General features: G+C 57.2%; 14 protein-coding genes. 9 read left to right on the top strand and 5 right to left on the bottom strand.

The window, feature by feature from the left end; translation table 11 throughout:
* The first annotated feature begins 84 nt into the window (after positions 1–84).
* Positions 85–1,611, top strand: a complete 1,527-nt coding sequence (gene abgT / locus ABLU50_RS07915) for a p-aminobenzoyl-glutamate transporter (RefSeq protein WP_080846653.1) — start codon at positions 85–87, stop codon at positions 1,609–1,611.
* 32 nt (positions 1,612–1,643) lie between these two features.
* On the opposite strand, the gene ABLU50_RS07910 is transcribed toward abgT, so the two are convergent.
* Complete coding sequence (locus ABLU50_RS07910) at positions 1,644–1,802, bottom strand: phosphatidate cytidylyltransferase (protein WP_087832873.1); 159 nt, start codon at positions 1,800–1,802, stop codon at positions 1,644–1,646.
* A gap of 267 nt (positions 1,803–2,069) precedes the next feature.
* Here ABLU50_RS07910 and ogt point away from each other — a divergent pair, with 267 nt between their 5' ends.
* From ogt to uspE, 3 genes are all read left to right on the top strand, one after another.
* The gene (ogt, locus tag ABLU50_RS07905) at positions 2,070–2,585 is read left to right on the top strand and encodes a methylated-DNA--[protein]-cysteine S-methyltransferase (RefSeq protein WP_004887029.1); all 516 of its coding nucleotides are present in this window, start codon (positions 2,070–2,072) and stop codon (positions 2,583–2,585) included.
* Positions 2,586–2,779: 194 nt separating this feature from the next.
* Positions 2,780–3,532, top strand: a complete 753-nt coding sequence (gene fnr / locus ABLU50_RS07900) for a fumarate/nitrate reduction transcriptional regulator Fnr (RefSeq protein WP_004887031.1) — start codon at positions 2,780–2,782, stop codon at positions 3,530–3,532.
* A 138-nt stretch (positions 3,533–3,670) separates the two neighbouring features.
* Positions 3,671–4,621 carry a universal stress protein UspE gene (gene uspE / locus ABLU50_RS07895; RefSeq protein ID WP_004887033.1) on the top strand — a complete coding sequence of 317 codons (951 nt, stop codon included), beginning with the start codon at positions 3,671–3,673 and terminating at the stop codon, positions 4,619–4,621.
* A 119-nt stretch (positions 4,622–4,740) separates the two neighbouring features.
* On the opposite strand, the gene ABLU50_RS07890 is transcribed toward uspE, so the two are convergent.
* The 3 genes from ABLU50_RS07890 to pntA all read right to left on the bottom strand — a co-directional run bounded on the left by ABLU50_RS07890 (position 4,741) and on the right by pntA (position 8,006).
* On the bottom strand, positions 4,741–4,929 hold the full coding sequence (locus ABLU50_RS07890) for a YdiH family protein (RefSeq protein WP_004887037.1): 189 nt from the start codon (positions 4,927–4,929) through the stop codon (positions 4,741–4,743).
* A gap of 148 nt (positions 4,930–5,077) precedes the next feature.
* Positions 5,078–6,466, bottom strand: coding sequence for a Re/Si-specific NAD(P)(+) transhydrogenase subunit beta (gene pntB / locus ABLU50_RS07885; protein WP_004887040.1), 1,389 nt, complete (start codon positions 6,464–6,466; stop codon positions 5,078–5,080).
* 10 nt (positions 6,467–6,476) lie between these two features.
* Positions 6,477–8,006, bottom strand: coding sequence for a Re/Si-specific NAD(P)(+) transhydrogenase subunit alpha (pntA, locus tag ABLU50_RS07880; protein WP_087832872.1), 1,530 nt, complete (start codon positions 8,004–8,006; stop codon positions 6,477–6,479).
* Positions 8,007–8,527: 521 nt separating this feature from the next.
* On the opposite strand from pntA, the gene ydgH reads away from it, so the two are divergent.
* From ydgH to folM, 3 genes are all read left to right on the top strand, one after another.
* Positions 8,528–9,478 (top strand): DUF1471 family protein YdgH, encoded by a 951-nt coding sequence (gene ydgH / locus ABLU50_RS07875; RefSeq protein ID WP_004887044.1) that lies wholly within the window; start codon positions 8,528–8,530, stop codon positions 9,476–9,478.
* Positions 9,479–9,655: 177 nt separating this feature from the next.
* Positions 9,656–11,038, top strand: a complete 1,383-nt coding sequence (locus ABLU50_RS07870; protein WP_032455954.1) for an amino acid permease — start codon at positions 9,656–9,658, stop codon at positions 11,036–11,038.
* Between the two features lie 36 nt (positions 11,039–11,074).
* Positions 11,075–11,797, top strand: a complete 723-nt coding sequence (gene folM, locus ABLU50_RS07865; RefSeq protein ID WP_087832871.1) for a dihydromonapterin reductase — start codon at positions 11,075–11,077, stop codon at positions 11,795–11,797.
* On the opposite strand, the gene ABLU50_RS07860 is transcribed toward folM, so the two are convergent.
* Positions 11,794–12,129: a GlpM family protein gene (locus ABLU50_RS07860; protein ID WP_004887053.1), complete on the bottom strand. Its 336-nt coding sequence runs from the start codon at positions 12,127–12,129 to the stop codon at positions 11,794–11,796. The two genes, folM and ABLU50_RS07860, sit on opposite strands and share 4 nt — an antisense overlap.
* Positions 12,130–12,257: 128 nt before the next feature.
* On the opposite strand from ABLU50_RS07860, the gene rstA reads away from it, so the two are divergent.
* Together rstA and ABLU50_RS07850 are read left to right on the top strand one after the other, a co-directional pair.
* Positions 12,258–12,974, top strand: a complete 717-nt coding sequence (gene rstA / locus ABLU50_RS07855; protein ID WP_017898700.1) for a two-component system response regulator RstA — start codon at positions 12,258–12,260, stop codon at positions 12,972–12,974.
* Between the two features lie 232 nt (positions 12,975–13,206).
* The gene (locus ABLU50_RS07850; RefSeq protein WP_057214895.1) at positions 13,207–13,569 is read left to right on the top strand and encodes a hypothetical protein; all 363 of its coding nucleotides are present in this window, start codon (positions 13,207–13,209) and stop codon (positions 13,567–13,569) included.
* The last annotated feature ends 9 nt before the right edge of the window (positions 13,570–13,578 follow it).

Genomic DNA, 13,578 nt, shown 5'->3' with positions numbered 1-13,578 from the left:
ATAGCGGCACGCACCGACCATAATAACCGCCGGCAGTAAGGGAGCAGGCCTGCCCAACACAACAACGACAACAGAGGAACGCCCATGAGTATGTCATCCATACCGTCGCCTTCCCCCACCGGAAAGCGCTATGGCTGGGTAGAGAAGATCGGTAATAAGGTCCCGCACCCGTTTTTGCTGTTTATCTATCTTATCGTGGCGCTGATCGCCGCCACGGCGATACTCTCCGCCTTCAACGTCGGGGTGCAAAACCCTGCGGACGGGTCGCGGGTGGTGGTCAAAAACCTGCTCAGCGTGGAAGGGCTGCACTGGTTTTTACCGAACGTGATTAAAAACTTCAGCGGTTTCGCGCCGCTGGGGGCGATCCTCGCCCTGGTGTTGGGCGCCGGCTTTGCCGAGCGGGTGGGCCTGTTGCCCGCGCTGATGGTCAAGATGGCCTCCCACGTTAGCGCCCGTTATGCCAGCTATATGGTGCTATTCATCGCCTTTTTCAGCCATATCTCTTCCGACGCCGCGCTGGTGATCATGCCGCCGCTGGGGGCGCTGATGTTTCTCGCTGTCGGTCGGCATCCGGTCGCCGGCCTGCTGGCGGCGATAGCCGGCGTGGGCTGCGGCTTTACCGCCAATTTACTGATCGTCACCACCGACGTGCTGCTCTCCGGGATCAGTACCGAGGCGGCCAAATCCATCGATGCCTCTCTGCACGTCAGCGTGATCGACAACTGGTACTTTATGGCGACCTCGGTGATCCTCCTGACCCTCGTCGGCGGTTTAATCACTGACAAGCTGGTGGAGCCGAGGCTGGGACAGTGGCAAGGCAGCCGCGACGAAAAGCTGCAAACCCTGACCACTGAGGAGCGTTTCGGCCTGCGCATCGCCGGGGTAGCAACGCTGGCGTTCGTGGCGGTCATCGCCCTGATGGTGGTTCCTGAAAACGGCATTCTTCGCGATCCGGTTCAGCACACGGTGATGCCCTCGCCGTTTATCAAAGGCATCGTGCCGCTGATCATCTTTTTCTTCTTTGTCGTGTCGCTGGCTTACGGCATCGCCACTGGCAAAATTCGCCGTCAGGCCGATCTGCCGCAGTTGATGATTGAGCCGATGAAAGAGATGGCTGGATTTATCGTGATGGTCTTCCCGCTGGCGCAGTTCGTGGCGATGTTCAACTGGAGCAATATGGGCAAGTTTATGGCCGTTGGCCTGACGGACCTGCTGGAGAGCGCCGGCATGAACGGCGTCCCGGCGTTTGTCGGTCTGGCGCTGCTGTCGGCTTTTCTGTGCATGTTTATCGCCAGCGGCTCGGCCATCTGGTCGATTCTGGCGCCGATCTTCGTGCCGATGTTTATGCTGCTGGGCTTCCACCCGGCGTTTGCGCAGATCCTGTTTCGCATCGCCGATTCATCGGTGCTGCCGCTGGCGCCGGTTTCACCGTTTGTACCGCTGTTTCTCGGTTTTTTACAGCGCTACCGACCCGACGCCCGCCTCGGGACTTACTACTCGCTGGTGCTCCCTTACCCGCTGATTTTTCTCGCCGTCTGGCTGCTGTTGCTGGTGGGCTGGTATTTGGCAGGACTGCCCATCGGCCCTGGCATTTATCCGCGGCTCCCTTAAGCCGTTGAAGCGCCAGGGACGGCTGCTTACTCTTAACGCGGCACCTTCATTTTGACCTTACGGGGGACATCTACGGCTCCGGCGAAGAAGCCGAAAAGCGCGCGATACCCGCGTTCGAGCAACAGCGTGAGGCCGTGGATAACGAGGCCGCTGAAGATCAATACGATTACGCCAGTCAGTATATATTGCATAGCCCCACCTCTGAGTTATTAACCGCGCCGCGACGACGCGGTGGCACCTTCCCAGGCGCGCAAAGCGGCGCGGAGGACCGGCGTCGTCAGCTTAAAAGTAGCAAAAACCATGCCCGATAACCCGCCAGGATCGATCCACAAATAAATCAACGTACAGGCCGCAGGAAGCCGGCCGGGGATACGGGTTTATCTTTTGGGAGTATAGTTGACCGCCGCCGGCGCGTGGTATCGTGTGGCCCTCGTGTACGATGGTGGATGACTGAAACGATGTTGACCTTGCTGCAGGATAAAATGGATACCCCGCTGGGGGCGCTGTGGGTACTCTGCGACGAACAGTTTAATTTACGCGCCGTCGAGTGGGACGAGCACCGCGATCGGATGGAAACCCTGCTCGACGTACACTATCGCCGGGAAGGCTATCAGCGCGTTGACTGCCGCAATCCGGGCGGTCTCAGCAGTAAGCTGAACGACTATTTTGCCGGCGACCTGGCCGTTATCGAGACCCTGCCTACCGCTACCGCCGGCACCCCTTTCCAGCGCCAGGTCTGGCAGGCGTTGCGCGATATCCCCTGCGGCCAGGTGATGCACTACGGTCAGCTGGCCGAAGCGCTCGGTCGTCCCGGCGCGGCGCGCGCGGTGGGGGCCGCCAATGGCGCCAACCCGGTGAGTATTGTGGTGCCTTGCCATCGGGTCATCGGGCGTAACGGTACGATGACCGGCTATGCCGGCGGCGTGCAGCGTAAAGAGTGGCTACTGCGCCACGAGGGCTATCTGTTGCTTTGACTGAAAATGCCTTTTCTGGAATTTTCAGGTAATTTTACAATCAAATGTGGCTGAATAATCTATTTTTAATCAAGCAGATATCAGCCTGTTTTGATTTCCCCTGCTGATATTACGTGTTTCAGAGCCTGAAGACTTACCTGCTCATCAAAAAGATGTTAAAATTGACCAATATCAATTAAGGCCTGAGCAGACATATGATCCCTGAGAAGCGAATTATTCGACGCATTCAGTCTGGCGGTTGTGCTATCCATTGTCAGGATTGCAGTATCAGCCAGCTCTGCATCCCCTTTACTCTGAACGAGCACGAGCTTGATCAGCTGGATAATATTATCGAGCGGAAAAAGCCCATCCAGAAAGGTCAAACCTTGTTCAAAGCCGGTGATGAGCTGAAATCGTTGTATGCCATTCGCTCCGGGACCATCAAAAGCTACACCATCACCGAGCAAGGCGATGAGCAGATTACCGGCTTCCACCTGGCGGGCGATCTGGTGGGCTTTGACGCCATCGGCACCGGCCTGCACCCGAGCTTCGCCCAGGCGCTGGAAACGTCGATGGTATGCGAGATCCCCTTTGAAACCCTCGACGATCTTTCCGGAAAAATGCCGAATCTGCGTCAGCAGATGATGCGCCTGATGAGCGGTGAGATCAAAGGCGACCAGGATATGATCCTGCTGCTTTCCAAAAAGAACGCCGAAGAGCGCCTGGCCGCGTTTATCTATAACCTGTCCCGCCGTTTCGCGCAGCGCGGTTTCTCTCCCCGTGAGTTCCGTCTGACCATGACCCGCGGCGACATTGGCAACTATCTCGGCCTCACCGTCGAAACCATCAGCCGTCTGCTGGGGCGTTTCCAGAAGAGCGGCATGCTGGCGGTGAAAGGCAAATACATCACCATTGAAAACGGCGACCTGCTGGCCCAGCTGGCCGGTCAGGCGCGTAACGTCGCTTAATCTCCGCGCAACACCTGGTCAGGATCGGCAATTTTTTCAGATTTGTTGATCTGACCAGGCTCCTCCCCTGTTTCAATTCATCCATATAGGTTATCTTTTTAATAACTGACGGTAGCTGCAGTTGTAAGGAGACCCTGTATGGCGAAGTATCAGAGCATGCTGGTAGTAATCGATCCTAACCAGGACGACCAGCCGGCACTAAGGCGAGCGGTGTACCTGCACCAACGGATTGGTGGACGCATCAAAGCCTTTTTGCCGATCTATGATTTTTCTTATGAAATGACCACCCTGTTGTCGCCGGATGAACGGACGGCGATGCGTCAGGGCGTCATTGCCCAACGAACGGCCTGGATCCGCGAGCAGGCGAAATTCTATCTTGAATCCGGTGTGCCGATTGACGTGAAGGTGGTGTGGCACAACCGCCCCTTCGAAGCCATTATTCAGGAAGTGATCAGTGAGAAACACGACCTGCTGCTGAAGATGGCCCACCAACACGACAAGCTGGAAGCGGTGATCTTCACCCCGACCGACTGGCATCTGCTGCGTAAGTGCCCTTGCCCGGTCTGGATGGTGAAAGACCAGCCATGGCCAGAAGGCGGTAAAGCGCTGGTCGCCGTCAATCTGGCCAGTGAAGAAAATTATCACAACACCCTCAACGAGAAGCTGGTGCGCGAGACCCTGTCGCTGGCGGAAGAAGTCAACCACACTGAAGTGCACCTTATCGGCGCCTATCCGGTCACCCCGATCAATATCGCGATTGAGCTGCCGGATTTCGATCCCAGCGTCTACAACGACGCCATCCGCGGCCAGCATCTGCTGGCGATGAAAGCCCTGCGGCAGAAGTTTGGCATTGACGAGAAATTCACCCACGTGGAAAAAGGGTTGCCTGAGGAGGTGATCCCGGATCTCGCCGAGCATCTGCAGGCGGGGATCGTGGTGCTGGGTACGGTCGGACGAACCGGCCTCTCCGCGGCGTTCCTTGGCAATACCGCGGAGCAGGTTGTCGACCACCTGCGCTGCGATCTGCTGGTGCTTAAACCAGAGGCCTATCAGACGCCGGTGGAACTGGACGACGACGACGACGATTAATCTTCCCTCCCGGAACGTTCATCATCCCCCGCCTCGCGGGGGATTTTTTTGCCCGCTTTCCCTCAGGCACAAAAAAGGGCCGCTTGCGGCCCCGTCATGGCATGGCGATCCTGAACGACTCAGTGGATACCCAGACGCCAGGCCAGATCGATCTCTTCTTTCAGCTCCAGCGAGGAGAGCGCCATCAGGTCAGCAAACTCCAGTTCCAGCAGTTTAAGTTTTTTCAGATACTGCGCTGGAGTCATGACGGTGGTGTCGCGGCGTAAGAATTCGATGGCCATCTGCGTTGGGGTTAACTCGGTATCCATAATATCCTCTGTCTGATGTAAAAACCGGAACATTATATCACCTTTTGTCGCTTATTTTATGAACAATCCCTGGCATCCTTGTGCATATAAAAAAGCCGTCTCACAGGAGACGGCTTATAAACAAACGTTGTAAAACAATAATGTTACATTACAGCGCTTTCAGGATCGCATCGACGCTGGCTTTGGCATCACCGAACAGCATATGGGTGTTCTCTTTAAAGAACAGCGGGTTCTGTACGCCGGCGTAACCGGTGTTCATCGAACGCTTAAAGACCACCACGTTCTGCGCTTTCCACACCTCAAGCACCGGCATGCCGGCGATCGGGCTCTTCGGATCATCCTGCGCCGCCGGGTTGACGGTATCGTTAGCGCCGATGACCAGCACGGTGTCGGTATCGCTGAAATCATCGTTGATCTCATCCATCTCCAGCACGATGTCGTAAGGCACTTTAGCCTCCGCCAGCAGGACGTTCATATGTCCCGGTAGACGGCCGGCGACCGGGTGAATGCCAAAGCGCACCTTAATGCCGCGCGCCCGCAGCTTCTCGGTAATTTCTGCCACCGGATACTGCGCCTGGGCCACCGCCATACCATAGCCCGGGGTGATGATGACCGAGTGCGAATTTTTCAGCATCTCCGCCGTCTCTTCGGCGCTAATTTCGCGGTGCTCGCCCACTTCTTCATCGCCACCGCTGGAGGAGCCATCGGTGCCGAAGCCGCCGGCGATCACGCTGATAAAGGAGCGGTTCATCGCCTTACACATAATGTAAGAGAGGATGGCGCCGGAAGAGCCCACCAGCGCGCCGGTGACGATCAGCAGGTCATTGCTCAGCATAAAGCCCGCCGCCGCCGCCGCCCAGCCCGAGTAGGAGTTGAGCATCGAGACCACTACCGGCATGTCCGCGCCGCCGATGGAGGCCACCAGGTGCCAGCCGAAGGCCAGCGCGATCGCGGTCATCACCAGCAGGCACAGGACCTGGGTGCCGGTGCTATCGGAGCGCACAAAAATCACCATCAGGATGAAGGAAACCACCAGCGCCGCCAGGTTAAGCTTATGGCGATTAGGCAGCATCAGCGGTTTGGAGGAGATCTTGCCGCGCAGTTTACCAAACGCCACTACCGAACCGGTGAAGGTCACCGCGCCGATGAAGATGCCGAGGAACACTTCGGTCAAATGGATATTGACCAGAATCTGCTCCATGCCGGTTTCATGCTGCAGGTAGCTGTTAAACCCTACCAGCACCGCCGCCAGGCCCACGAAGCTGTGCAGGATGGCCACCAGCTCCGGCATCTCGGTCATTTCGACCTTCTTCGCCAGACGAATACCGATTGCCCCACCGATCACCATCGCGAGGATAATCCAGCCGACGTTGCCAGCGTCCGGACCCAGAATAGTGGCGATCAGGGCGATGGCCATCCCGGCGATGCCGAAATAGTTGCCCTGCTGCGAGGTTTCGTGTTTCGACAGACCCGCCAGGCTGAAAATAAACAGGATTGCAGCAACAATGTATGCAGCTGTAACTAATCCACCAGACATGTGCTACCCCTTATCCTTTGCGAAACATTTTCAGCATGCGCTGAGTCACGGTAAAACCACCGAAAATATTAATGCTGGCGATCAGTACCGCGATAAAGCTCAGGAAGCTGACCCAGCCGCCGTGGCCTATCTGCAGCAACGCGCCAACCACGATAATGCCCGAAATGGCGTTCGTCACCGACATCAGCGGCGTATGCAGCGCATGGGAGACATTCCATACCACGTAGTAACCCACCACGCAGGCCAGCGCGAAGACGGTGAAATGGCCGAGGAACTCTTTAGGCGCCACGTTGGCCAGCCAGCCGAAGAGAATAATCGCCAGCGCTATCAGCGCATATTTGCGCCACGGCGACGCCGGTTTCACCTCTTCTTTCGGCGCTTCCACTTTTTTCGCCGCGCCCTGCGGCTGAGCGGAGACCTGAATCGGCGGCGCCGGCCAGGTGATTTCGCCTTCACGCACCACGGTCACGCCGCGCACCACCACGTCATCGAAATCGATGACGATATTGCCGTCTTTCTCTTTGCACAGCAGCTTCAGCAGGTTCACCAGGTTGGTGCCGTAGAGCTGGGAGGACTGGGTCGGCAGACGGCCTGGCAGGTCGGTATAACCGATAATTTTCACGCCATTGGCGGTGGTCACCACTTCGCCCGGCACGGTGTACTCGCAGTTGCCGCCGTTTTGTGAGGCGAGATCGACCACCACGCTGCCCGACTTCATGGCGTCAACCATTTCCCGGGTGATCAGCTTCGGCGCCGGCTTGCCCGGAATTAACGCCGTGGTGACGATAATATCGACCTCTTTCGCCTGGGCGGCGAACAGCGCCATTTCGGCCTGAATAAAGGCCTCGGACATCACCTTGGCATAGCCGTCGCCGCTGCCCGCTTCCTCTTTAAAATCCAGTTCGAGGAATTCGGCGCCCATACTCTGCACCTGCTCCTTCACTTCCGGACGGGTATCGAAGGCGCGAACAATCGCCCCCAGGCTGTTGGCGGCGCCAATCGCCGCCAGACCGGCCACCCCGGCGCCGATAACCATCACTTTGGCGGGCGGAACTTTGCCTGCCGCGGTAATCTGCCCGGTAAAGAAACGGCCGAATTCATGGGCCGCTTCAACGATAGCGCGGTACCCGGCGATATTGGCCATTGAGCTGAGCGCATCCAGCGACTGGGCGCGGGAGATACGCGGCACCGAATCCATCGCCATCACGTTGATATTGCGGGCCGCCAGTTTTTCCATCAGCTGCGGATTTTGCGCCGGCCAGATAAAACTAATCAGCGTGGTTCCTGGATTCAACAGGGCAATTTCATCGTTATTCGGGGCATTGACCTTGAGGATGACATCAGACTGCCACACCTCGTCGCCGGTCACGATCTCAGCCCCCGCCTGGGCGAAGGCCTCATCGTCAAAGCTGGCCAGCTTCCCGGCGCCGCTTTCTACCGCGACGCTAAAGCCGAGTTTGAGCAACTGCTCAACGGTCTTCGGCGTGGCGGCGGCCCGGGTCTCCTGGGCTAGCCTTTCTTGTGGTACACCAATACGCATAGTTTTCCCTTCCATCGGTTTTTGATGATGGTTTACTTTTCTGACCAACAACGACAGGACGGCAAAATCGTCCTCGCCGTCTTTCGCTGTCTGCAAAATGAAACAGTAACAAACTTTTTATAACCTACTGAAAATAGCGATTGTGATCTACAGCGATAAAACAGAAATTTTGATTTTATTGCTTATTGTCAGCACAGATGGTTCCGGGCAGCAATATTTACCTGAATTTGCCTTTCAGGCCTGATAATCCGCTTATCCAGTGGTATAAAACGCCATTTATCGCCATTGAGATCATTGTATTAACATTACATTAACTAATAAAAGTGGTATCGATTATCGTTTTTGCTGGTCAAGCGGCTGTTTTTTCAACATATCGAAAAATGTTATCTTTCCGTAGTATACGATTCGGGCGGCAAGCAAAAAATGACGCAGACAGTCACGGCGATTAAATGCAATAATCAAACGTTTTCAGTCAACAACAACACCAGTATATGGTTTGCGCAAGGCAAAGGATTATTTTTATGAAGCTTAAAAACACCCTCCTGGCGTCTGCTCTCCTGACAACCGCCACGTTGTCTGCCCACGCAGCGACCGAGTTGACCCCGGAGCAGGCGGCTGCGCTGAAGCCCTACGATCGCGTTGTCGTCACCGGCCGGTTTAATGCCATTGGCGACGCGGTGCAAGCGGTATCGCGCAAAGCTGACAAAGACGGCGCGGCCTCATTCTATGTTGTCGACACGTCGGATTACGGCAATGGCGGCAACTGGCGCGTCACGGCTGACCTCTATAAAGACGACGCGCCGAAAGCGGATGCGCCGAAAAATCGCATCATCAATGGCGTGATGGAGCTGCCGAAAGATCAGGCCGTTGAGCTGATGCCTTACGACACCGTCACCGTCCAGGGCTTCTATCGCAGTCAGCCAGAAGTGAACGACGCCATCACCAAAGCGGCGAAAGCGAAAGGCGCCTATGCGTTCTTCATCGTCCGCCAGGTGGACGCCAACCAGGGCGGCAACCAGCGCATTACCGCCTATATCTACAAAAAAGATGCGGAGAAACGCGTTCTGCAGAGCCCGGACGCTATCCCGGCTGATTCTGAAGCCGGCCGCGCGGCGCTGGCCAAAGGCGGCGAAGCGGCGAAAAACGTCGAAATCCCGGGCGTCGCCACCACCGCGGCGGTTGGCTCCGGCACCGGCGTAGGTCGTTTCTTCGAGACCCAGTCGTCGAAAGGCGGACGTTACACTGTCACGCTGCCGGACGGCACCAAAGTTGAAGAAGTGAACAAAGTGACCGCGGCGCAAATGGTGCCGTTCGATAACATCAAGTTCACCGGCAACTATGGCAACATGACGGAAATCTCTTATCAGACGGCGAAACGCGCGGCGAAGAAAGGGGCGAAGTACTACCACATTACCCGCCAGTGGCAGGAACGCGGCGGCAACATCACCATCAGCGCCGATTTGTACAAATAATCGCTGCTGACTGGCTAAAAAGGCGGCGCATTGCCGCCTTTTCATTTTTTTTCATCCCCCGCCATTGCATGGCCCCCGGACACTCCGTAAAATCCCGCGCCTTAGCGCAATCCTCCATTTTTATGCGATTTCGCAAAATAAATATTCTGGAACAGCCATTTTCACCTCGGGAATGCAATGGAAAAGAAACTGGGCCTGAGCGCCCTGACCGCCCTGGTCCTTAGCTCAATGCTCGGCGCTGGCGTATTCAGTTTGCCGCAAAATATGGCGGCCGTGGCCAGCCCTTCCGCTCTGCTCATCGGCTGGGCGATCACCGGCGTCGGGATCCTGTTCCTCGCCTTCGCGATGCTGCTGTTGACCCGTATTCGCCCCGACCTCGACGGCGGGATCTTCACCTACGCCCGTGAAGGGTTCGGCGAGCTGATCGGCTTCTGTTCCGCGTGGGGCTACTGGCTGTGCGCGGTGATTGCCAATGTCTCTTATCTGGTGATCGTCTTTTCGGCGCTCAGTTTCTTCACCGATACCCCTGAGCTGCGCCTGTTTGGCGATGGCAACACCTGGCAGTCGATCGTCGGCGCTTCAGTTCTGCTGTGGGTAGTCCACTTTCTGGTCCTGCGTGGGGTGCAGACGGCGGCGGGGATTAACCTGGTCGCGACCCTCGCCAAGCTGTTGCCGCTGGGGGCGTTTGTCGCCCTCGCCGCCCTGGCCTTTCAGCTGGATACGTTCCGCCTCGATTTCAGCGGCCTGGCGCTGGGCGTACCGGTGTGGGAGCAGGTTAAAAACACGATGCTGATCACTCTGTGGGTGTTCATCGGCGTCGAAGGCGCAGTGGTGGTCTCCGCACGCGCGCGTCACAAGCGCGACGTTGGGCGCGCGACGCTGCTGGCGGTGCTTTCGGCCCTCGCGGTGTATCTGCTGGTCACCCTGCTGTCGCTGGGCGTGGTGCCGCGTAGCGAACTGGCCGAAATGCGCAACCCGTCGATGGCGGGACTGATGGTCAGACTGATGGGCTCGTGGGGTGAAATTGTGATTGCCGCCGGGCTTATCGTGTCGGTGTGCGGCGCCTATCTCAGCTGGACCATCATGGCCGCCGAAGTGCCTTACCTCGCGGCCACCCACAAAGCCTTCCCGCGCCTGTTCGCCCGTCAGAACCGCAACAACGCCCCCTCCGCCTCGCTGTGGCTGACCAATATCAGCGTTCAGGCGTCGCTGGTTTTGATCTGGCTGACCGGTTCGGACTACGGCACCCTGCTGACTATTGCGTCAGAGATGATCCTCGTGCCCTATCTGCTGGTCGGCGCCTTTTTGCTGAAAATCGCCACCCGTCCGCTGCATCAAGCGGTGGGTATCGGCGCCTGCATTTATGGCTTATGGTTATTATACGCGTCGGGACCTGTGCATTTGCTGTTGTCGGTGGTACTTTACGCTCCGGGTCTTCTGGTCTTTTTGTACGCGCGGCGTACGCACCAGCACGATCGTTCGCTCAAACGCCGCGAATTGGCGCTAATTGGTTTATTGCTGGTTGCCGCTGTGCCGGCAACGTGGATGCTGGTGGGGTAAGCGGTCGCCCTGCCGCCTAAATCAAAGGAGATACCCATGGCTGAACTACAGCCCCGCCCGGTTCTGATCACAGGAGGAGGCCGCCGCATCGGCCTCGCGCTGGCGCACCATTTTCTACAGCAACACCAGCCGGTCATCGTCAGCTATCGCACGCCCTATCCGGCGATCGATGACCTGCGCCAGGTAGGCGCTCTCTGTCTGCAGGCCGACTTCAGTAGCGATGACGGCATTCTGACCTTTGCCGAAGCGGTTAAATCGCATACCAGCGGCCTGCGGGCTATCATCCACAACGCCAGCGACTGGATGGCGGAGAAGCCGGGAGTACCGCTCAGCACGGTGATCAACCGCATGATGCAGATCCACGTCCATGCCCCCTATCTGCTCAACCACGCGCTGGAAGAACTCCTGCGCGGTCACGGCCATGCCGCCAGCGACATTATCCATATCACCGATTACGTGGTGGAGCGCGGGAGCGATAAACATATCGCCTACGCCGCCAGCAAGGCCGCGCTGGACAACATGACCCGCTCCTTCGCCCGCAAGCTGGCGCCGGAGATCAAAGTCAACGCTATAGCCCCGTCGCTGATCATGTTCAATGAAGGTGACGACGAGGCCTATCGTCAGCAGGCGCTGGATAAATCGCTGATGAAAATCGCCCCGGGCGAGAAAGAGATCAGCGACCTTATCGACTATCTGTTTACCAGCCGCTACGTGACCGGCCGGTCATACGCCGTCGACGGCGGTCGCCCTCTGCGTTAGTGGAAGCGGCTCCAGCCAACAATCAACAGCCAGGCACACAGCCCCCAGCACCCCACTGCGCCTGCCAGCGCTAACGGCAGGCGCATGATGCCGGTGAAGTACCACAGCGACAGCAGATAGATAAAATAGGGAACGATCGACCACATGCCGAACACGATAGTGGCGCGCAGGGCTTCAATACCACGCTCGCTGGCAACAATATAGTGGGCGATGAGCGCAAAGGTGGGAAACAGCGGAATAAGCCCGGCGATGGCGTAGTTTTTGGTTTTTGCCAGCACGCCAATCAGCACCACCACCAGCGCGCCCAGCAGCCCTTTGATTAACAGCCCCATGTCCATATGCCTTAACAATGAATCAACAAGTTAGCGCAGCATAGCGGAATTAGCGCTGTTTATAAAACAGGAATGGCGGGTAAAATAGCCGCGGTGTATGTTACTTCTTTTACTGATGTGCAATAGACATGAATAAAATCGTTTTTGTTGAGGATGATCCTGAGGTAGGAGCGCTGATCGCCGCCTATCTCGGCAAGCATGATATGGAGGTGGTGGTCGAGCCTCGCGGCGACCGCGCAGAGGAAGTGATCGCGCGGGAGAAACCGGACCTCGTGCTGCTGGACATTATGCTGCCCGGCAAGGACGGAATGACCCTCTGTCGCGATCTGCGTGGGCAATGGCAAGGGCCGATTGTTCTGCTGACCTCGCTCGACAGCGATATGAACCATATCCTCTCCCTGGAGATGGGCGCCAGCGATTATATCCTGAAGACCACACCGCCGGCTGTGCTGCTGGCGCGACTGCGTCTGCATTTGCGCCAGCATATCGCCCCGGCGGGTACAGGCGCGCCTTCGACGCTGACCCCGCACAAGACCATCTCCTTTGGCTCACTGACCATTGACCCGGTCAACCGCCAGGTGCTGCTCGGCGGAGAAAGCGTCGCCCTGTCCACCGCCGATTTCGACCTGCTGTGGGAGCTGGCCACCCACGCCGGGCAGATTATGGACCGCGACGCCTTGCTGAAAAATTTACGCGGCGTCACCTACGACGGGATGGATCGCAGCGTTGACGTCGCTATCTCGCGCCTGCGCAAAAAACTGCTCGATAACGCCACCGAACCCTACCGGATTAAGACGGTACGCAACAAAGGCTACCTCTTCGCCCCCCACGCCTGGGATAACTGAGCGGTCCGTCTGCGGCCCTGAAAGGGGCCCGTTTCACCGCCTGTTCCCCGGCGGCAAGCGCATCGCATTTTTTCGCCACCTTCGCGCTGGCTGACCGCCACCCATTTGTCATATTGAGTAAATCAATATGTTTCGCCGTACAGAAGCCCATCACATAACCCCTCAATATGATTGTGCTCAAGGACTTAGCGTTATCAGAGTGGCATAAAGTCTGAAAACACAGGACTTTTGCATGATGAAATACGTTGTACTTTTGGCACTTACTCTCTTCACGTCACTCTCTGGCTGGGCTTTTTCTCTCGACAACGCCGATATCCGGCTCCTCTGTCCACAGCGCGGGCAGATTAAGGTGCTTCTTCACCGCTATCAACATACCCAGCAATCCTGGGGAGATCACCATTTCGAAACCGGCGGCGGATACATGCGCCAGGGGCCGCTGCTGGTGATCCCGTTTGCTAATCTTGATCAGATGATTTACCACCAGACCACTGGCGAATTTGCTTACTGGTATGCCGAAGCAGAACAGCTGGTGCGCTGTCGGCTGCTGAGCCTGGCCACCCTCTATCCGGTGGATATACCCTACTATCGCGAGTAGCGCCCAGCG

The sequence above is a fragment of the Klebsiella sp. GG_Kp173 genome (assembly GCF_040062415.1).
Classification (GTDB): Bacteria; Pseudomonadota; Gammaproteobacteria; order Enterobacterales; family Enterobacteriaceae; genus Klebsiella; species Klebsiella quasipneumoniae.
Note: the sequence above shows the minus strand (reverse complement) of the source record. Positions and strands in the feature narration are given on the sequence as shown.